The 17,893-nt window shown below is 63.7% G+C and carries 22 protein-coding genes; 9 read left to right on the top strand and 13 right to left on the bottom strand.

The annotated features are described in order from the left end of the window. Window positions 1-2: 2 nt before the first annotated feature. The 6 genes from KR49_RS03660 to KR49_RS03635 all read right to left on the bottom strand — a co-directional run bounded on the left by KR49_RS03660 (window position 3) and on the right by KR49_RS03635 (window position 6,367). A complete protein-coding gene (locus KR49_RS03660; RefSeq protein ID WP_043691728.1) occupies window positions 3-1,328 on the bottom strand; it encodes an O-acetylhomoserine aminocarboxypropyltransferase/cysteine synthase family protein in 1,326 nt (441 codons plus the stop codon). 31 nt (window positions 1,329-1,359) lie between these two features. Beyond that, entirely contained in the window at window positions 1,360-2,028 is a 669-nt protein-coding gene (locus tag KR49_RS03655; RefSeq protein ID WP_043691726.1) for a hypothetical protein, read from the bottom strand. A 41-nt stretch (window positions 2,029-2,069) separates the two neighbouring features. After that, the gene (locus KR49_RS03650) at window positions 2,070-3,029 is read right to left on the bottom strand and encodes a transglycosylase SLT domain-containing protein (protein WP_043691724.1); all 960 of its coding nucleotides are present in this window, start codon (window positions 3,027-3,029) and stop codon (window positions 2,070-2,072) included. A gap of 38 nt (window positions 3,030-3,067) precedes the next feature. Continuing rightward, a complete protein-coding gene (locus KR49_RS03645; RefSeq protein WP_043691722.1) occupies window positions 3,068-3,649 on the bottom strand; it encodes a DOMON-like domain-containing protein in 582 nt (193 codons plus the stop codon). 1 nt (window position 3,650) lies between these two features. Next, complete coding sequence (locus KR49_RS03640; RefSeq protein WP_043696680.1) at window positions 3,651-4,772, bottom strand: phosphotransferase enzyme family protein; 1,122 nt, start codon at window positions 4,770-4,772, stop codon at window positions 3,651-3,653. Window positions 4,773-4,855: 83 nt separating this feature from the next. Further along, entirely contained in the window at window positions 4,856-6,367 is a 1,512-nt protein-coding gene (locus KR49_RS03635) for a hypothetical protein (RefSeq protein ID WP_043691719.1), read from the bottom strand. A 57-nt stretch (window positions 6,368-6,424) separates the two neighbouring features. Between KR49_RS03635 and KR49_RS03630 the strand changes: the two genes are divergently transcribed. Continuing rightward, entirely contained in the window at window positions 6,425-7,009 is a 585-nt protein-coding gene (locus KR49_RS03630; RefSeq protein WP_043691716.1) for a glutathione S-transferase family protein, read from the top strand. On the opposite strand, the gene KR49_RS03625 is transcribed toward KR49_RS03630, so the two are convergent. Further along, window positions 7,006-7,584 carry an SET domain-containing protein-lysine N-methyltransferase gene (locus tag KR49_RS03625; RefSeq protein ID WP_043691712.1) on the bottom strand — a complete coding sequence of 193 codons (579 nt, stop codon included), beginning with the start codon at window positions 7,582-7,584 and terminating at the stop codon, window positions 7,006-7,008. The genes KR49_RS03630 and KR49_RS03625 overlap by 4 nt on opposite strands. Before the next feature lie 61 nt (window positions 7,585-7,645). Beyond that, entirely contained in the window at window positions 7,646-8,947 is a 1,302-nt protein-coding gene (locus KR49_RS03620; RefSeq protein ID WP_043691709.1) for a Rieske 2Fe-2S domain-containing protein, read from the bottom strand. Window positions 8,948-9,001: 54 nt separating this feature from the next. Here KR49_RS03620 and stpA point away from each other — a divergent pair, with 54 nt between their 5' ends. Then, window positions 9,002-10,243 (top strand): glucosylglycerol 3-phosphatase, encoded by a 1,242-nt coding sequence (stpA, locus tag KR49_RS03615; RefSeq protein WP_043691705.1) that lies wholly within the window; start codon window positions 9,002-9,004, stop codon window positions 10,241-10,243. Here the strand turns inward: stpA and KR49_RS03610 are convergent. Further along, complete coding sequence (locus KR49_RS03610) at window positions 10,167-11,126, bottom strand: hypothetical protein (protein ID WP_043691703.1); 960 nt, start codon at window positions 11,124-11,126, stop codon at window positions 10,167-10,169. The genes stpA and KR49_RS03610 overlap by 77 nt on opposite strands. Window positions 11,127-11,629: 503 nt before the next feature. Here KR49_RS03610 and arsS point away from each other — a divergent pair. Further along, on the top strand, window positions 11,630-12,574 hold the full coding sequence (gene arsS, locus KR49_RS03605; RefSeq protein ID WP_371257652.1) for an arsenosugar biosynthesis radical SAM (seleno)protein ArsS: 945 nt from the start codon (window positions 11,630-11,632) through the stop codon (window positions 12,572-12,574). Here arsS and KR49_RS03600 read toward each other — a convergent pair. After that, window positions 12,565-12,867, bottom strand: coding sequence for a cell division protein SepF (locus KR49_RS03600; protein ID WP_043691697.1), 303 nt, complete (start codon window positions 12,865-12,867; stop codon window positions 12,565-12,567). The two genes, arsS and KR49_RS03600, sit on opposite strands and share 10 nt — an antisense overlap. Before the next feature lie 34 nt (window positions 12,868-12,901). Between KR49_RS03600 and KR49_RS03595 the strand changes: the two genes are divergently transcribed. After that, a complete protein-coding gene (locus KR49_RS03595) occupies window positions 12,902-13,132 on the top strand; it encodes a hypothetical protein (RefSeq protein ID WP_043691694.1) in 231 nt (76 codons plus the stop codon). Between the two features lie 3 nt (window positions 13,133-13,135). Continuing rightward, window positions 13,136-13,534, top strand: a complete 399-nt coding sequence (locus KR49_RS03590) for a GLTT repeat protein (protein WP_043691693.1) — start codon at window positions 13,136-13,138, stop codon at window positions 13,532-13,534. An 18-nt stretch (window positions 13,535-13,552) separates the two neighbouring features. Here the strand turns inward: KR49_RS03590 and KR49_RS03585 are convergent, their stop codons facing one another. Then, entirely contained in the window at window positions 13,553-14,008 is a 456-nt protein-coding gene (locus tag KR49_RS03585) for a Fur family transcriptional regulator (RefSeq protein ID WP_052378154.1), read from the bottom strand. Window positions 14,009-14,142: 134 nt separating this feature from the next. Here KR49_RS03585 and KR49_RS03580 point away from each other — a divergent pair, with 134 nt between their 5' ends. Next, a complete protein-coding gene (locus tag KR49_RS03580; protein WP_043696674.1) occupies window positions 14,143-14,412 on the top strand; it encodes a DUF3764 family protein in 270 nt (89 codons plus the stop codon). A 19-nt stretch (window positions 14,413-14,431) separates the two neighbouring features. Continuing rightward, entirely contained in the window at window positions 14,432-15,193 is a 762-nt protein-coding gene (locus KR49_RS03575) for a metallophosphoesterase (protein WP_043691690.1), read from the top strand. 2 nt (window positions 15,194-15,195) lie between these two features. Here KR49_RS03575 and KR49_RS03570 read toward each other — a convergent pair whose 3' ends face one another. Next, on the bottom strand, window positions 15,196-15,447 hold the full coding sequence (locus KR49_RS03570) for a hypothetical protein (RefSeq protein ID WP_043691687.1): 252 nt from the start codon (window positions 15,445-15,447) through the stop codon (window positions 15,196-15,198). 43 nt (window positions 15,448-15,490) lie between these two features. Then, window positions 15,491-16,138, bottom strand: coding sequence for a putative 2OG-Fe(II) oxygenase (locus tag KR49_RS03565; protein ID WP_052378291.1), 648 nt, complete (start codon window positions 16,136-16,138; stop codon window positions 15,491-15,493). 40 nt (window positions 16,139-16,178) lie between these two features. On the opposite strand from KR49_RS03565, the gene KR49_RS03560 reads away from it, so the two are divergent. Beyond that, window positions 16,179-16,733, top strand: coding sequence for a hypothetical protein (locus KR49_RS03560; RefSeq protein ID WP_253912810.1), 555 nt, complete (start codon window positions 16,179-16,181; stop codon window positions 16,731-16,733). 94 nt (window positions 16,734-16,827) lie between these two features. Further along, window positions 16,828-17,820 (top strand): hypothetical protein, encoded by a 993-nt coding sequence (locus tag KR49_RS03555; RefSeq protein WP_052378153.1) that lies wholly within the window; start codon window positions 16,828-16,830, stop codon window positions 17,818-17,820. Window positions 17,821-17,893: the final 73 nt, after the last annotated feature.

The following is a 17,893-nucleotide window of genomic DNA, read 5'->3' as shown; positions in this document are numbered from 1 at the left end:
ATCTAGCTGAGAACGGCGAGCGCCTGATCGAAGTCGTCCCTGATGTCGTCGATGTGTTCCAGACCGACGGAGACCCGCACCATGGTTGGTGTCACGCCTGCGGAGGCCTGTTCGGCTTCACTCAGCTGCTGATGGGTGGTGGAGGCCGGGTGGATCACCAGGGTCTTGGCATCGCCGACGTTGGCCAGATGGCTCGCCAACTTGAGGCTGTCGATGAAGCGAACGGCATCCTCATAGCCGCCGTTTAGGGAGAACATCAGCATGCAGCCCATGCCCCGCCCGGTGAGATATTCCTTGGCGCGTTCGTGGTAGGGGTCCGCGGGCAGGCCGGGATAGCTGACCTGTGCCACCTTCGGATGCTGCTGCAACCAGCTGGCCAGGGCCATGGCGTTCTCCGTGTGGCGTTCCACCCGCAGGCTCAGGGTCTCCAGTCCCTGCAGCAGCAGGAAGCTGTTGAAGGGGCTCAGGGCCGGACCCCAGTCCCGCAGGCTTTCCACGCGGGCACGCAGGGCGAAGGCCACATTGCGGTTATCGGGAACGCCGAGCATCTTGCAGATGTCGCTGCCGAAGCCGAAGGCATCCCAGTGCACCAAGCCGTGATAAGCCGGGCTGGGCTGGCTCATCAGTGGAAATTTGCCGTTGCCCCAGTCGAAGGTGCCGGCATCGACGATCACGCCACCAAGGCTGGTGCCATGGCCTCCGATCCATTTCGTGGCGCTTTCCACCACCACATCGGCGCCATGCTCGATCGGGCGCAGCAGGGCTCCGCAGGCCCCGAGGGTGTTGTCGACGATCAGCGGAATGCCTCGCTCCTTGGCGAGAGCGGAGAGGCCCTTGAAGTCGGGGATGTTGAAGCGGGGATTGCCCATCGCCTCGACATAGATCCCTTTGGTCTTGTCGTCGATCTGTGCGGCGAAGCTCTCCACGTCATCGCCATCGGCGAACCGGACGTCGATGCCGAGGCGGGGAAACTGCACCTTGAACTGGTTGTAGGTGCCCCCGTAGAGGAACGAGGTGGAGACGAAGTTGTCTCCTGCCTGCATGCAGTTGGTGATCGCCAGGAACTGGGCCGACTGCCCCGACGCGGTGGCCACGGCTGCCATGCCGCCCTCCAGTGCTGCCACCCGTTTCTCGAACACGTCTGTGGTGGGATTCATCAGACGGGTGTAGATGTTCCCGAATTCCTTCAGGCCAAACAGATTGGCGCCGTGCTCCGCATCATTGAACACATAGGAGCTGGTCTGATAAATCGGCACCGCTCGGGCGTTGGTCGCCGGATCCGGCGATTGGCCGGCATGCAGCTGGAGGGTTTCGAAGTGAGGGGACATCGTGCGTGGGAGGGAGCGTCGTCGCTCCGATCTAGTTGTCCTGTAGCTCGGGTTTGTCGGTCTCGGCCAGGGATGGGAAGGTTCCGCGCAGAAAAGCCTGGATTTCGCTGAGGGCGGTGCTGCGGAACTGCACCGCCGTTTCGGCGGAGAGAACCGGGTAACGGCGGTCCGCGCCTTCGCCATCGCGCAGGTGACGCCAGCGGTTCGGTTCCTTCTCCTTCAGGGTGTTGAGGGCTGCCTCGAAGTCATAGTCCTTGATGGTTCCCAGTTCCGCTGCCTGCCCGGCCAGGGTCTCGCGCAGCGGGCCCAGCCCCTTGGCCTTGAGGGTGTCCGGCAGACCGAGCACGGGGGCGTAGTGATCGAGCAGGCGCAGTTCGGTCTCCAGCATCAGCGGCCAGGCCCCCTGTTCCTCCTCGGCGATGCTCATCTCCGCTTCAGCGGAGCGCATCGCATCGCGGTGGAAGCTCAGCCACTTGTAGTAGGTCTTGTCCTGGGTGGGTTTCTTGGCGGCGGCCCTGCCTGAGAGGATGGCGGGAAGAGCATTTTCCGCCTTCCTCAGGAACAGGCGATCCTCCCGCTCCAGATTCATCGCGCCCCAGCGCTGCCGGTACTCCCAGAGCTCGACATAGCGGGAGACATCCTGGGCAGTCCAGCCCAGGGCCTTGAGTTCATCGCCCCGATGAGAGGTTTCCTTGGGCACGCGCTGCTCTTCAAGCTCGTTGTCAGCGTAGGTGGCGATGCTCAGTCGGCCGGTGGTGCGCTCTGCGGATGTCGGCGCAGGTAGTCCTGCACCGGCACGCGGCGCGATTCGTTGTAACCCACCGGCAACCACAGATCGCCTGCGTCGGCATTGAAGTGGATTTCCCAGTGATACAGGCCTGTGTACGCACGCGGATCCTCACGGATCAGAGAGGCGTAGAGCAGGACCGCTTTGCCGTAGTAGTCGCTGTTGTTGTAGCCCCAGAGGCCGCGACGGATGTCCTTGAGGCCTCCCCGTCTCACCAGATAGCGGGCGGCTGCCTGGATCGCATCATGGGGATCGCGGATGTCCCCAGCGCCGATGCCGGGTTCCGCCCAGGTGGTGGGAAGAAACTGCATCGGTCCACGGGCGTTCGCCACCGAGATGCCGTCAATGCGTCCCATGCCCGTTTCCACGAGGTTCACGGCTGCGAGCACCTCCCACTCGATGCCGGTGGCCGCCTCCGCTTTGCGGTAATAGGCGATCAGCTGTTCGGCTGGTTCGGGCTGGATGATCCGCCAGGCCGGAAGCGAGGAGGGCCCTGTGCCCCTGCTCATGCGCAGGAATTCCCGCCGTGCCGCCAGATGCCGTTCCGCGATGCTCCGCCAGCGTGCGGGCAGAGCCGCCACAACCCTCTGCGAGCGCGGACGGTCCTTGGACAGCACCCGATAGATGACCTGCTGCTGGTGGCCGAGGTCGGGCAGGGCATCGGCAGGCGTGGCCGGATCCCGCAGAGCCGACTCCACGCTCAGGAGCAGCTCGGCTGCCGCTTGATCATCCGCAGGCACCCGCGGGTAACGACGCTCGGGGGGGGTGGGGGCCGACGCCACGATCGGTTCTGTGGCCGGTGCCGGTGTGGAGGCAGCGGAGTCGCCGGCTCTGTTCTGGTTCCCCAGAGCGGTGATGGTCAGGCCGAGACTGGCTAGCACCACTGGGAGCAGCAGGGCTGGGCGGAGTCGCATGACCGCTTGTGCGTGACGACTGGACCTTACGGCGAAGATCAGGCCTGAAGGAATGTGCTGCGGTCGTGAAAATCGGCCTGGTGCTGCGGATGGCGTAAAGCCCAGTGACTAAGCCCGGCCTCGCCTCGGTCGAGCACGCAGCTCAGGGCCAGGTCAGGACAGATCTGCTCAGGCCACCAGGGAGTCAGTGGAAATCTTGCGTCCAGCCGCAACTGATGGTGCCAGCGGCGCAGGCGGATCAGAGGGGCTTCCGCCAGGTCCTGGGGGTGCTGTCCCTGCCGGTAGGCATCGAAGCGGTAAAGGGCCCAGTCGCCGCTCGCCGAGAGATTGATCTCCCAGTAGTCCGGGCATCCCGGGAGAGCCAAGAAGGCTTCGAAACAGGTGGTGGTCCAGAGACCATCACGGCGTTCACCGTTCGTCTGCAGTCCGTCGATGAGCCCATCCGGAGTCACGAGATCCGCCAGACCGGAGGAGGCGGTCGTGAGCACGCCATAGCTGAGCTCAAGCCATCCATCCCGGCTCCAGATCATCTCTGCACTCACCTTCAGTCCGGAGGGAAGCCCCCCCTCGAAGGGGACCAGGCGCGAGGCCTGGCGCAGCATCACGGCAGGGCGAGGCATCTCAGTGTCCGTTCCCGATGTCGGCTCCGAGCTTCCGCACCAGGGCCCGGATTGCGTCCATCTGTGCTTCGATGCTGGCCGTCAGACGGAACTGCACGGCTGCTCGGTGCAGGTTGTGATCGGGCCGGTTGGTGCGGAAGTAGACATCCCCCTCCAGATGGTCCGTCAGAAATCGCAGTCCCAGTTCGAGGGGGATCAGACGGATGCAATCCGGAAGGTAGTGAAGATCCCATCTGCTCAGGAAGCCTCTGGCGACTGTCAGGTAGCCGTCGAGGATCGCTTCGCAGAGTCCGAGATCGAAATGCACGGCGTCGAGGTTGGTTTCCTCCTCGCCGACGGGATTGCAGCAGGACCGCAGGCAGTCGCCGATGTCGTAATGGACGAGGCCCGGTTTGACGGTGTCGAGATCGATCAGGCCGACAGCCTTGCCACTGGCCTCATCCATCATCACGTTGTTGATCTTCGGGTCCCCGTGAATCGGACGGTGCCGGAGTTCTCCCCGTTCCAGTGCGGCCTCGAGCACGTCGATGCCCCCGCGGCGTCCGTCCACGAAGGCGATGGCCTGAGCAAGCAGGGATCCTTCGGGGCAGGCAGGCCTGGCCACGGAGTCGAAGTGCTTCAGATATGCCGGTGTGACGTGAAAATTCTCAAGGGTGTCGGCGAGGTGTTCGGCCGGCAGGTCGCTGATCAGGCTGTGAAACATTCCCAGGCCGTAGCCCACCTCTTTGGCCTGATGGCGATCGCGGATCACGTCAGAGGTCGTGGCGGCTCCGATGTAGGTGATCGACCTCCAGAACTGGCCGTCCTGCTCCACCCAGTGGGCGTCCTCCCGGCAGCGAACGACGGTGGGAACCTCCCAGCGGCGCCCGCTCAGCTCCGGGGGAGGGGAGGCCAGCCGACGCTGCACGTGATCGCCCAGGGCCACCAGGTTCCGCATCACCAGATCGGGCCGTTCGAACACCGTGGTGTTGAGGCGTTGCAGCACGAAGGCTCCTCCCTGGGCATGCCCGTCGTGCGTCACCAGAAAGGTCTCGTTGACATTGCCGGAGCCAAGGGCCCTGATCGCGGTGATCCGCTCGCGGGGATGGAAGCGATCGGCGATGGCTTCCACAGCCTCGGTCATCAGCGATCGCAGCACACTCAGACCCGAACCATCGCGCTGTTCCTGGGCGAGTCCGGTCTGTGGTGTGCAGAAAAGCAGCCGACTCAGATGTCGAGCTGGCTCTCGATCACGTCCATGAGCTGCAGATAGGCGGGGAGCCCGGCGTTCGCCTCCTCCAGGGTGACCTCGCCGCGCATGGCGCGTCGTGCGTTGTCCGCGATCACAGCGTTGACCACCAGATCCATGGCTTCGGGTACCTCGAGGTTCTGGAGCGCCTCGGCGTAGCGACGGGCGTGGGTGGGACGGACCGACTCCTGGCAGTAGTTCGACAGTTCGCGGCTTTCTGTCATCACCCGGTAAGCGGTCTCCTTGACGGCCGGACGGCCGTAGACGGCCATGTAAAGCAGGTTCACCATCGACGCGTCATGGATGGGGATGGCGTACTGCCGAGCGATCAGGGGCCAGTAGCGGAGGGATTTCAGACCTTCCAGGGCGCCCTTGCGCAGCCCGGCCTGCTCGCACCAGGCTTCCAGCTCCTCCATGGAGGCGGGGCAGCGCCCCGATTCCCGCATTTTGTCCGCCAGGACCTGACCAGCCTGGAAGTTGCGGGTGGGACTGCCGGACACCGGCAGCATCATGCTGCCGCGGACATCCGCCACCATCGCGGTCAGCTGGGAGAAGGTGTGATCGCGCACCTTCTCGAAGTCACCGTCGCGCACCAGGGTGGCTTCAATCCGGGGAACGGCGTAGCCGAGCTCCGTGAGCGGAATCGGCTGACGGTGGTAGAGCTTCTGTCGATCGGTGCGGGCCATGGAGACCGTGGCGGCCTGATCCAGACACTGATCAAGGAGCAGGGTCAGCAGCGTCGGCAACACGCCGGGGTTGTCCTGGTGGTAGGCGTAGCCGAAACCGGCGAACACCGAAGCCATGTTCTTGGCGGCCTTGATGTACTGGCCTTCCACGTTGTGAACGCCCGCCGCAACCTGGATGTTCGGGGAGAGGCGATCCAGCAGTTGCGCCCCCAGCATCGCCGTCAGCGCATTGGGATGGCAGAAGTTGGCGGTGAAGCTGTCGAAGGGGTTGCGCAGAGCTCCATGGCGGTGGAAGCCTGAGAAGAAGGCAAGGTTCGGCTGCTTCTCACACAGCACATAGGCGGTGTTGGAAATCGGGTCGTGGTTGAAGGATCCCGCCAGACAGGCCAGCACCACCTGGTCTCGCCCCAGCTCATCGCGCAGCCGGCAGGCTTCCTGCAGGTCCTCCTCAACGTGGTTGCTGTTGGCGCTGAGCACCACCAGTTCGCAGCGTTGAATCAGATCCCGGAGGGTGTTCGGCACCTGATCGCCACCCTGTGAGCTGGTGCCCATGCCGATCACCGTTTCCACGTGACCGGTGTCCATGCTGTCGATGGCGTCCTGGCTGAAGGCCCCGAGCAGGTCCCGTCCTGGCCGGGCTGCGAGCATCAGCCGCCCGGCCGCGTTCTGCATCGCGCAGTTGTAGGCCAGCGAGGCGGGATACAGGCCAACGCTGTAGAAGCCCACCTTGGCTGAATCGAGCTCCAGCACCCGCCGCCGGATCGACGCCGCGTCGACACTGCAATCGAAGAACGAGTTCTGCATGGGGAGAGCCTACGGAGCCCACCTCTGCTGAGACTGTCGTTGTGCTGCTTCCCATTGATGTCCCTGACCCTCTACGGCGCTCCCCGCACACGCGTTTCGATGCCGCGCTGGTATCTGGAGGAAAAGGGCATTGCCCATGAGCTGGTGATGCTGGATCTCGCGGCCCAGGAACATCGTCAGCCCCCCTACCGGGCGATCAATCCCTTCGGCAAGCTGCCCGCTCTGGTGGACGACGGCTTCCAGGCGCCCGACGGTGGGCCTTTGAAGCTGTTTGAGTCGGGGGCGATCCTGCAGCATCTGGAGGATCACCACAGCGGCGAGGATCGCACCGCTGCTGAACGCAGCCTGACCAGCCAGTGGCTGCTGTTCGCCAACGCCACGCTGGCGATCGCCCTGTTCGTGCCCAGCAACCGGGAGCGGGAGTTCCCTCGCCTGATGGAGGAACTGAACCATCAGCTGGGTTCCGGCGGGCCTCTGGTGGGGAACCGATGGGGGGCAGCGGACTGTGCGGTGTCCGCTTACCTGGCCTATCTGCCGATGTTCTTCCCTCAGGAGGATCTGACGCCGTATCCGGCTGTGCAGGAGCTGATCACAGCGACGCAACATCGACCGGCCTATCGACGGGTGATGGGGCTCGACTAGATCTCGCTCGTCCGGGAGAGGGCGCGGGGGAACGTCTGTGCATCCGTCAGCCCGGCTTCAGCGCACCAGTGCCGGAAGAACGGAGCGATGTCGTTGTGGTTGTAGTCGGTGAACAGCTCCTCCCCTGGGGCGATCTCGCGGCTGGCGATCAGATCCATCCAGGGGCCATCGAGCCGGTGCAGCAGGTTGGCCGGGATGTTGTGGTTGAAATAGGCGCTGACGCTGTTGATGTAAGCGATGCCCCCGGTTCCGGCCACGAACCAGGAGAGGTGTCGGGCGATCTCCGCCGGGGTCTCCTCCCTGGCCGCGGCCAGGTAGAAAATCAGTGCCTCCAGCTCTTCCTGATCCCGGAGCAGAAGCACGATGTTCTCCCCTTCGCCATCGGCTCCTCCAGCGGCGAGGCAGTCGGTGAAGGGCAGCATTCGGCTGCGTCGCACCAGTTGGCCGCTGCTCAGCGGCTCCAGGGTGAAACGACCGTCTCCGGCACCCGGGAGGGTGGATGCAGCAATGCGGGATCTGATCTGAAATCCTGCATCGCTGCGACGACGCCAGAACAGACGGCTGGACGCGGCCATGACTTGCGCGTGCTCACGCGCCAAGGCTGTTCACCGCAGATCGATCTGTCCGCGTGCTGGATCACCTCGAGCTGTTCCGAGGCGCCAGTCCGTCTCCGGCCAGCAGTCCCTGCTGCCAGCGCGCGGTCTGCCGGAGCAGCACAGCTGAGATCAGTGCCATGAGCACGCCAATCCAGTTGAACGGGCTGATGCCGATCAAGGCCGCTGAACCCCACAGAACTCCCCAGAGCCAAGGACGCAGGGCCCGGATGCGGCGAAGCGCCGTTGAGCAGCTGCGGCAATTCACCGTATGGCTGTGATAGCGATCCATCAGCGCTGCGGTCTCAAGACGCGGCGGCAGAGGTTGCCCGACGAAGGGTCCGCCGCCATTGCCGTTCAGCCAGCGATGCAGCGCCGTGACGTAAACATCGGCGCTGGTCGGCAGGAAGAAGGCCCGTTCCGCTTCCGCGCTGCCGCCGGCCTGCTCCAGCACGCGCTCCTGCCAATGCAGAAAGATCTGGTCGTCTTCGAGAACCTTGTGGTTGCCGATGTGCTGCAGCCAGCGAGGACGCAATCCGATCAGCAGCCGCGGGACCGCTGACTGGAACTGAAAGGGGAAGCGGGCGAACAGGCGGCATTCCCCCCGGCGGATCGGCACGGCGTAGACCACCGTGAGGATGCGTGCGAATCCCTTCGCGGTCAGGTCGTGCCACATCAGTTGTGGAGCATCGAACCTGGTGGCCTGGGAACCGAGCGTTCCCCTGCGTGGCCCCTCCTCCCAGAAGGCCTCGAACCCGTCCTCGCCTTCGCGGGTGATCACCGCCTGAACTGGGGAAGCGTTCTCCCGTTTTCCCACGGTCTTGTGGTGCGTGAAGGGCACATGGCTCACATCCAGAACGTTCTCCAGCAGGGTCACCGCATCCATCGGCAGGTCGCGGAAGGTGTCCTGAACGGTCCAGCTGTCCGGGGTCTCCTCCAGAGCCGGCACCAACGGCAGACGTTCCTGGTCTGCGGATTCGGGCGCACCCGTCCAGACAAACAGCAATCCCTGGCCCGTGGCCGTGGGCAAGCTGGCGCAGCTTGAGCGTCGCCCTTCCGGACGGGTGCTCTCCTCGGCCTGCGGGATGTGACGGCACTGTCCGTCTCCATCGAAACTCCAGCCGTGGTATGGGCATTCCAACTGCCCATCCCTGTTGATCCTGCCCTCGCTGAGCGGGACGAGCCGATGCGGGCAGACGTCGGGAAAGACACGCCAGCGATCTCCGGAGCTGTCCCACCAGATCACCAGGTCGCGTTCCAGCAGGGTGAACCGACTGGGCTTCGCCGGATCGAGGTCCTGCAGGTAGGCGACGGGCCACCACTGCTCGGTCCAGGTGGGATGCATGACGTGCCTTGGGAAGGGGCCATGATCGCCAGGTTTTCGGCCCGCCGCGTCGCCATGCCGCGCCTCACTCCGGATCAGCTGCTGCAGGAACTGGCCGTCGTTGATGACCTGCTGATCGTGCAGGACCTCGATGGTGTGTGCATGCAGTTGGTGAAGGATCCGCTCACCCGCCGGATGGATCGCAACTACGTGGAGGCGGCGGCTCTCCTCGAGGGGGCCTTCGTGGTGCTCACCAACGGCGAACACGAGCGGCGCCGTGGTGTGAACCGTCTGGTTGAACAGGCACTTGAGGATCAGACGCGACCAGCGCGTGAAGGGTTGTACCTGCCTGGGCTGGCAGCGGGTGGGGTGCAGCTGCAGGATCGCCACGGCAACGTCAGCCATCCAGGGGTGAGCGATGCCGAGATGGCTTTTCTGGCCGCGGCACCGGCACGGATGGAAGCGCTGCTGAAGGAACGGCTCCCGGCGGTTCTGCCCGAGGTGGGCTCAGGCGATCTCGAACGGTTTGCCCATGTGGCGGTGCTGGACACCCAGGTGTCTCCGACCGTCAACCTCAATGCGGTGTTCGGTCTGATCCCGAACGACGTGCCACGGCAACGGCAGCTGCAGAGCCTGCTTGAGGCGTTGATGGAACAGCTGCTGAACGAGGCGGTGGATGCCGGATTGGCGGGGTCTTTCTTCCTGCATGCGGCGCCGAACCTTGGCCGTGATGCGGCTGGTCGCGAACGGTTGAAACCGGCGGAGCGTGGTGATGTCGGAACCACCGACATCCAGTTCATGCTCACCGGTTCCCTGAAGGAAGCGGGGCTGCTGGTGCTGCTGAACCGACACATCGCGGCGCGTTGGGGGGAGGCACCCCTGGGGGATGACTTCCATGTGCGGACGGCGCCTCGCGACCATCAAGGACTGCTCGAGCTGGCACGGACCCGGATCCCGCCTGAGCGGATGCCTCTCCTGGTGGGAGTGGGGGACACGGTGACGTCCACGGCCTCTCCCGACGGATCGGGCTGGCTGCGGGGTGGCAGCGACCGCGGCTTTCTGACTCTGCTGCAGGAGCTGGGGGCCTGGAGCGGCCAGGACAACCGGGTGATCCTGGTGGATAGCAGTCATGGTGAGGTGGACCGTCCAAGCCTCGCCGATGGGCAACTGGTCGGGATCAGTGATCCGCAGGATCCGTTGCGGCTGGATCTGCTGATGCCTGAGGGACCGTCGGCCTATGTCAGTTGGTTTGGGCGGCTGGCTCACGCTCGCTGCTCGTCGGCAGCTGATGATCGACCCACTCCCGGGTCGGCATGACCCGCAGCAGGAAGGGCATCTGGGTGATCGAGGGCTTGCCCCCGCTGACCCAGACCGCCTGTTCCTGGCTCCACGGCCGTGTCCCGGGAATGATCAGACGGGACTTGGAGGCGTGATCCGGCAGATAGGCCGCCAGAAAACCCTTCTGCTCCACGAAGTGCTTCAGGTCCCGGAAGTGGACTCCATCGGCGGTTTCCACCAGTTCCAGCTTCCCGTCCGCCCGCAGCCCGTAGACGATCCGGACATCAGCGAGGTGCATCTCGCCGTAGACCCCTTCATAGGTCTCGGGAGCGACCCGGGTGGTGTTGGTGAAGGCGTGGAGCCCTCCGATGAACATCCGAAGGTTCTGTTCCAGCTCGGGGGTCAGCGGGCCGTACCCGAATTCCAGAGCGCCGTCCCGGGTGATGCCCATCCAGGCCCGTTCCCGGGCTGCTGTGAGATTCCCAGCCCGCCAGGTGCCGTTGGCCAGCATCAGGTCACCGTGAAGACGCATCCCCAGCTCGCCGTTGCCCCGTCCGCGGGCAAAGGTCGGCCCCGACGTGAACAGCAGGGCATCGGTGTCTTCGTTGGCGTCCATCTCCCGGTTCCAGCCCCCGAAGAATTCAACGTCGATCCAGCGGGGATCAACGACAGCGCTGTGGTAGCCGATGCTCACGCTGGTGCCGTCCGGCCGAAGCAGGTCCAGGTTCCGGTCCGGGTGGAACCGCACCAGGTCCTCGCGAGGCGGAGGTGGAGGTGGAGGGGGCTCGGGCTCTGCGAGCATGTCGCTGATCACCGCCGGCAGCTCTGCCTGGTGGTTCTCCCATCCGTGCCACCACAAGGCACAGCCGACCCCCACCATCGCTGAAAGCAGGCACCACGTGGCCAGACGCAGGGTTCTCACGGCAGGACCGGGAGGAGTGGGACCGGGAAACGCATTCAGTCTGAGGAGTTAAGAGAGTTGAAGCAACATCACGAATGCATCAATGTTTCTTCGAGAACATTGCCAGATGAGTGATCAATCACGACAGTGACAGCATGGATTCGGAGGCTCCCAGATGGATGACACTCCACCCCGCCAGCAACACGGAGTGTGCTGACGTACAGGTCCCTGCTCCAACAGTCTCAATTCACGAAAGAAGTCATCAGGATGTCTGAGACCGTTTCAAGGTCTTGGATCCGTCCTGTTCCCCGATGCATCGTCTCAGGTGCCCCCGGGCAATCTGACTTCATGCTTGGACGTCATGGCCCCAGGGCCCTTGGCAGTAACTCCGTCTGAAAACTGAATTTCTTTTTTCGCAATCAGCTGGCCTGATTGTCTCGATCACAACGATCTGGATGTCAATGACCATCGGATCGCGAGGTCCGATCTGAAAAGATCGGACCTTGTTGTGGATGCTGTTGACGTTGACTGCCGGTTCCGAGCCGTTCCCGTCCCTGCAGCGCGGCAGGTTGAGCACCCTTCAGGTGAACCTCGGCTACCGCTGCAATCAGAGCTGTCGCCACTGCCATGTGGACGCCGGACCCTGGCGCACGGAAATGATGGCCGACGCTCTGATGCAGTTGATTCCCCAGGCGGTACGGACGCAGCGCATCTCCTGCCTCGATCTCACCGGTGGAGCGCCGGAGCTGCATCCGGGTTTTCGAAAGCTCGTTCAGCAGGTGCGGGCCGATGGCGTCGACGTGATCGACCGCTGCAATCTCACGATCCTGTCCGAGCCGGGACAGGAGGATCTCGCTCTTTTTCTGGCGGATCAAGGGGTGCGGGTGATCGCCTCTCTGCCCTGCTACAGCGAGTCCAATGTGGATCAGCAGCGGGGAGAGGGAGTCTTTGAACGCAGCATCAGTGGGCTTCGCCAGCTCAATGCTCTTGGCTACGGCAACGGAGATGGCCGCCTGGAGCTGCATCTCGTCTACAACCCGCAAGGACCATCACTGCCTCCGGCTCAGGCTCCACTGGAGGAGGCTTACAAAAAAGAGCTGGCCGTTCTTGGGATCCGCTTCGATCGCCTGCTCACCCTGGCCAACATGCCGATCAAGAGGTTTGCGCGAGATCTGGCCCTGCGCGGGGAACTGGAGCGTTATCAGCGCCTGCTCGAGGGGGCTCACAACCCTGCCAACGCCTCGGCGGTCATGTGCCGTGAGCTGCTCAGTGTCGACTGGCAGGGCAATCTCTATGACTGTGATTTCAACCAGCAGCTGGAGATGCCGCTGTCGGGTCGGATCCGTCGTCTGGAGGATCTGGTGCTGGACGACACCGTGGTCACTGGCCAGGTGATTCACACCGATCGCCACTGCTTCGGCTGCACCGCCGGCGCCGGCTCCAGCTGCGGTGGGGCCCTTCAGGGATGACCGGTGTCGGGATCGGGGCTCTGGTCCGCGCGCGAAAGCCAGTCCAGCCGGATCGAGGCCGGGGCGAACAGCAGCACGTTCTCGCCCACCCGCTGCTGGTGACCATCGAGGGCATGAACGCCTCCGCTGACGAAGTCGGCGGTGCGCTGGGCCTGGTCCGGATCCATCCGGGACAGATTCAGCAGCACCGTTCGCTGGTCCCGCACGGCGAGGACCGCTTCCAGACCTTCCTCAAAGCGCTGAGGTGTCATCACGATCACGTCGTGCCAGCCGTCGGAATGGGAAAAGGACATGCGTCCATGATGGTGGGATTGGAACAACGTCCAGATGCAAAAGTCGCAGATTGCTGGCAGCACCCTGATGGTGTTGTTCGGGCTCGGCTGTCCGGCTGCCCTGGCAGACCATCACGGCGGACAGCCCAAACAAGCCATGTTCAAAACCAAGGCTGAGGCCGAAGCGGCGGCACCTGGATTTGGCTGCACGGGAGCACATCAGATGGGAGCGATGTGGATGGTTTGTGCCGAGCATTCCGATGCCGGACACAAGCAGGCCCACTGACGGATGACTGCTGAATCAGGTCACTGCGGAAGCAAGCCGAAACGGATCGCGGTCGGTGTCGCCCCGCTCGGAACCATCTCCATCGGCATCGTGCCGATGGGCGTCATCTGCATCGGTGTGGTGCCGATGGGAGTGGTTTCCATCGGCGTTGTCGCGATGGGGGTGATCAATGCCGCCGTTGTCGGCATGGGTCTTGTCGCTGTCGGAGTCAACACCATGGGAGTGATCACGGCCGGCCCGATGAGCATGGGGCTCATCCAGATCCGCTCCACCACCAATCCGCGATATCTGGCCTACCCCAGCCGTGAACAGGCGGAGGAGCAGGCCAAAAAGCTGGGCTGCCTCGGTGTGCATCGCATGGGGGATCGCTACTGGATGCCCTGTGATGAGCATCCCCGTTGAGCGGAAGCCTCCGGAGGCTCAGGGCTTGCAGTCCGGGCAGATGGCGCGGACCTTGAGGCTGGATTCGATCAGTTGAAATCCGAATCCATCCGCCGCTGCCGCTCCGGCGGCGAGAACAGGCTCGCTTTCGAACTCCTCGGTTCGCCCGCAACGGATGCAGACCACGTGGTGGTGGTCGCGATGGTCCGCTCCGGTGAGCTCGAAGCGACGTCCTCCCTCACTCAGCTCCAGCTCCTGAAGAAAGCCCATGTCCGCGAGCAGGCGCAGGGTGCGGTACACGGTCGCGAGGGAGACTTTCATCTCCCGATGGGCCAGCTGCTGATGGACGTCCTCCGCGCTGAGGTGGCATCCGGCTCCCAGCCGTTCGAAGAGATCCAGCACTCGCCTCCGCTGAGGCGTCAACCGACGGCCACCCTGATGCAGGCCCTGCTGCAGAGCACCACTTTCAGAGATCGACGGCGGGGGTATGGACAACGCTGCCGGGCTGCTGTTCTCAACAGTAACCACTAATGAGAGTGGAGACCAGGCGTGTCGGATGCTCCTGGCGTGAACACGGAATTCAGCGGACGGTGGTGATACCTTCCGGGCGACCTTTTCCCTGTCTGCTGGTGGAAACACACGTGCTCACCTTCAGGATCACCACACCCTTCGATGAATGGGCGAAGACCTACGACGGCTCCGCCGATCTGCAGAAGGCCGCAGGCATCACCTCTCTGTACCGCGGCGTCAGCAAGGACGACCCGAGCCGATGCTGCGCCGTGATGCAGGCGGAAGCCGGCGTGATGGAGCGGTTCATTGCCGACAACGCTGAGCTGATCGCTTCCTCCGGCCACGTGCTGGAGAGCACGACCGCCCAGGTGTTCCTCGATCACGCCTGACCCCATCCGCCTGAGCGAGATGCGCATCCTGCAGCTCACCGATCCCCATCTGGTGGCCGCAGATGCTGCCCGGGTGCGCGATCGCCCTGCCCTGCCGCTGTGGCATCGCGCTCTCGACCAGGTGGAGCTGCTGCAGCCGGATTGTCTGGTGGTGACCGGTGACCTCTGCCAGGACGAGAGCTGGGGTGGCTATGCCCGGCTGAGGGATGCGCTGCAGCTGCGTGTGAACTGTCCTGTCGCCCTGGTTCCCGGTAACCACGACCATCCGTTGCTCCTCGATGCGGTCCTGGGTCGGTTCTGCACCACCGCGCCGGCTGAGTTGGTCGTGAGCGGTGTGCGTCTGCTTGTGCTCAACAGCCATTGGAGCGGTCATTCCGCCGGTCGCCTGGGGGCTGGTCAGTTGCAGTGGCTGTCCGAACGCCTTCAGCAGATCGCTGGTGATCCGATGCCCCTGGTGGTGGCGCTGCACCATCCACCGATGGCCATCGGTCATCCGGTGATGGACACGATGAACCTGATCGATCATGGGGCGCTTCGCCGCTTGCTCCTCCCGCTTGAGGCTCTGCGGGCGGTGGTCTTCGGTCACATCCATCAGCACTGGGAGGGATGCTGGCCTGATCGCGTGGACGTGCCTCTCCTCGGCGCCCCTTCAACGCTGAAGAGTTTTCAGAACGTTCAGCCCTGCCCTCTCAACCGGGCTGAAGATCCTGGTGGTCGGCTGCTTGAGATCGATGCCAGCGGTCGGCTCAGCCATCGTGTGCTGCGCTGGCCGACGCTCTGATCTCAGCTCCCCTGGCCCTGCGCAGCCCGGAACGCCTTGAGTTTGTCCATGTCCTTCTCGTGGTCGATCGAGTAGTCGGTCAGCACCAGGGCCTTGCCGATCGTTCCAAGGGCATATTCCATCCGATCCAGGTCTCTGCGCCCCTCCTGGGTCTCACGGGCTGCCCGGATCACATCGGGCGTCAGGTCAGCGGCGATTCGTTCGATCGCCTCGGTGAGAGCCCGGGCCTGATCGAGCGGACTGGTCGACTCCATCGGATCCCCCGGAGCTGGTCCAACGAACTCTGCCAGTCGTTGGTCAGAAGCGGATCGCCGGCGGACGCCTCTGGCCGGGAACGGCAACGACGTTGAAGGCAAGTGACCAGCGTTCACCGTCTCCGCGGAAGGGCATCACCGAGTGCGGCTGCCAGGCGGGAAACACATAGAACTCTCCGGGAATGGGCAACACATAGTGAGCCATGCCTGTGCGGAATGACTGGAGATGCCATTCCTCCGGGCCGTGAAAACAGAGCTGTCCATCGAAGCTGTCTCCACTGATCTGATTCGGCACCTTCAGGAAGATCACACCCGAGAAGCTGCCTCCATGGGTATGCATCGGGTTGTAATCACCTGCCCGCTGGCAGTTCAACCAGAGATCGATCATCTGCAGTCCGTAGCCACCCTGAACCCAGGGACCACGCCCCTGGGGTGGTTCACGGTCCACGACGTGACGGATCCAGCGGTCGCAGGCCGGCAGCAGATGCTGATCAGCCAGCTCCTGGACACCGGGCTGGTTCGGCATCAACTGGCGTTGCTGGCTGAGCTGACCGGCGAGTTTCGGCGATGCATCCGGACTGGCCTGCGGATTGCTCAGAACCGACTCGCTCAGCTGCATCAGTGTTGATTGCAGAGGAGCCGGCAGTGTTCCCTTGAGAATCGAGCGAGGGAAGAGGTCAAGAACTTCCACGCATGCGCCCGCAGCTGCAGGACATCCTGACAGCGCCAGAGTGAAGGCTCTGTCCACCACGATCCCCATGGCTGCTGCCGTGCTGCTGACCCTGGTCGTGCTGCTCAGCAGCTCTCTGCAGGCTGGGCGAACGGCTCAACCCCTGAAGGTTGACAGCTCACCGCCCGGTCAGCGTGGCCCGACCGCCGAGCTGTTGCAGGGAGGGTCCCTGACGCTCACCACACGACGCACGCGTGCGCGTTTCCCCGATGGCAACCGGATCTGGAAGCTGGACCTGCGGCGCGATGGGCTGCTGCTGGCCAGCTGGGATGCGGTCAGCGGCATCGCTCAGCGCCAGGATGCCGACCGGCTCTGGAGCCCAGGCAATGCGGCACCTCTGCCAGCCGGCCGCTACCGCCTCGGACCGCCTGAGCCATGGGGCGCGGATCTCTGGTTCGATCTGCAGCCGCGTTTCAAGACCACACGCAGCGCCCTGGGCATCCATCACTGTTATCCCGGCACCGGTTGCATCTGCATCCCAAGCCGTGCGGATATCAATGCCCTTGCGGCCTGGGTCAAACGCGGCGAAATCCGCACTCTGACCGTGATCAACTGAACCAAACAGATCACAGCCTGAGGTCAACTGCAGCACGCCATCTGAGGGATTTCATCTCTAAAAACACTGTGAACCCACTCCCCGGAACGGATTCATGGGCGACGTGAACATCTGGATGATCGTCGGCTTCCTGCTGGCGGCGTATTCCGTGGTGGCCAACGACTCTCTGCAGACGCTGGGTACCTACATCTCCTCGAACAAGACCCGCACCCCGAAGGTGGTGCAGATGGGCTTCATCTGCTCCGTCACCGTCACCGTCATCGTGCTGATGCTGGGCTTTTTTCTCAACGATGGTGATCCGGCCTGGGGCCGGCTTGAGAAGTTCGAGCTGCCTGAGCCGTTCGGCTGGGTTTATGTGATTCCACCCATTGCGGTTCTGGCCCTGACGCAGTGGGGAGCTCCGGTGAGCACCTCCTTCCTGGTGCTCTCCTCCTTCAAACCGGCCAACATCGGCAAGCTGCTGGGCAGCTCCCTGAGTGGTTACTTCCTCGCCTTTGCGTTGGGACTGGCCGGCTATGGCCTCGGCATGTGGCTGCTGGAGCGCTGGGTGTTCCGCCGCACCCAGGAAGGAAAGGATTTCAACAGGGTCTGGTACGGCCTGCAGTGGGTCTCCACCGGCTTCCTCTGGAGCATGTGGCTGGTGCAGGACCTGGCCAACATCTTTGTGTTTCTGCCCCGCAAGCTGGATGTCTTCCCGATGGCCATCTGCACGGCCGTTCTTTGCGTGGGTCTCTGCTTCCTTGTCGCCAGTGGTGGTGGCCCGATTCAGGCGGTCTTGCGATCGAAGACCAACACCTCCGACCTCCGCTCGGCAACGGTGATCGACTTCTTCTTCGGTCTCTGCCTTCTTTACAAGGCCTTTCTCTCCACCTTTCCGCTCAGCACCACCTGGGTGTTCCTCGGATTGCTGGGTGGCCGTGAAATCGCTCTGCGCATCAAGGAGCAGGAATTCGAGTACACCTTCACCAATCGAGAGAGCGGCAATCTGGGCAAGATCATCGGAAGCGATCTGTGGAAGGCCTTCATCGGTGTGGTGGTCAGCCTGGTGATCGCCCTCGGCATTCAGCCCCTCCTGAGTGTCGGTTGATCCAGAAGAGCTGCTCGGTGCGGCCACCGGGCAGCTCGACCACGCGTTATAGTTTAAGGAATAATTAAGTGGG

The organism is Synechococcus sp. KORDI-49, from assembly GCF_000737575.1.
GTDB lineage: Bacteria > Cyanobacteriota > Cyanobacteriia > PCC-6307 > Cyanobiaceae > Parasynechococcus.
Note: the sequence above shows the minus strand (reverse complement) of the source record. Positions and strands in the feature narration are given on the sequence as shown.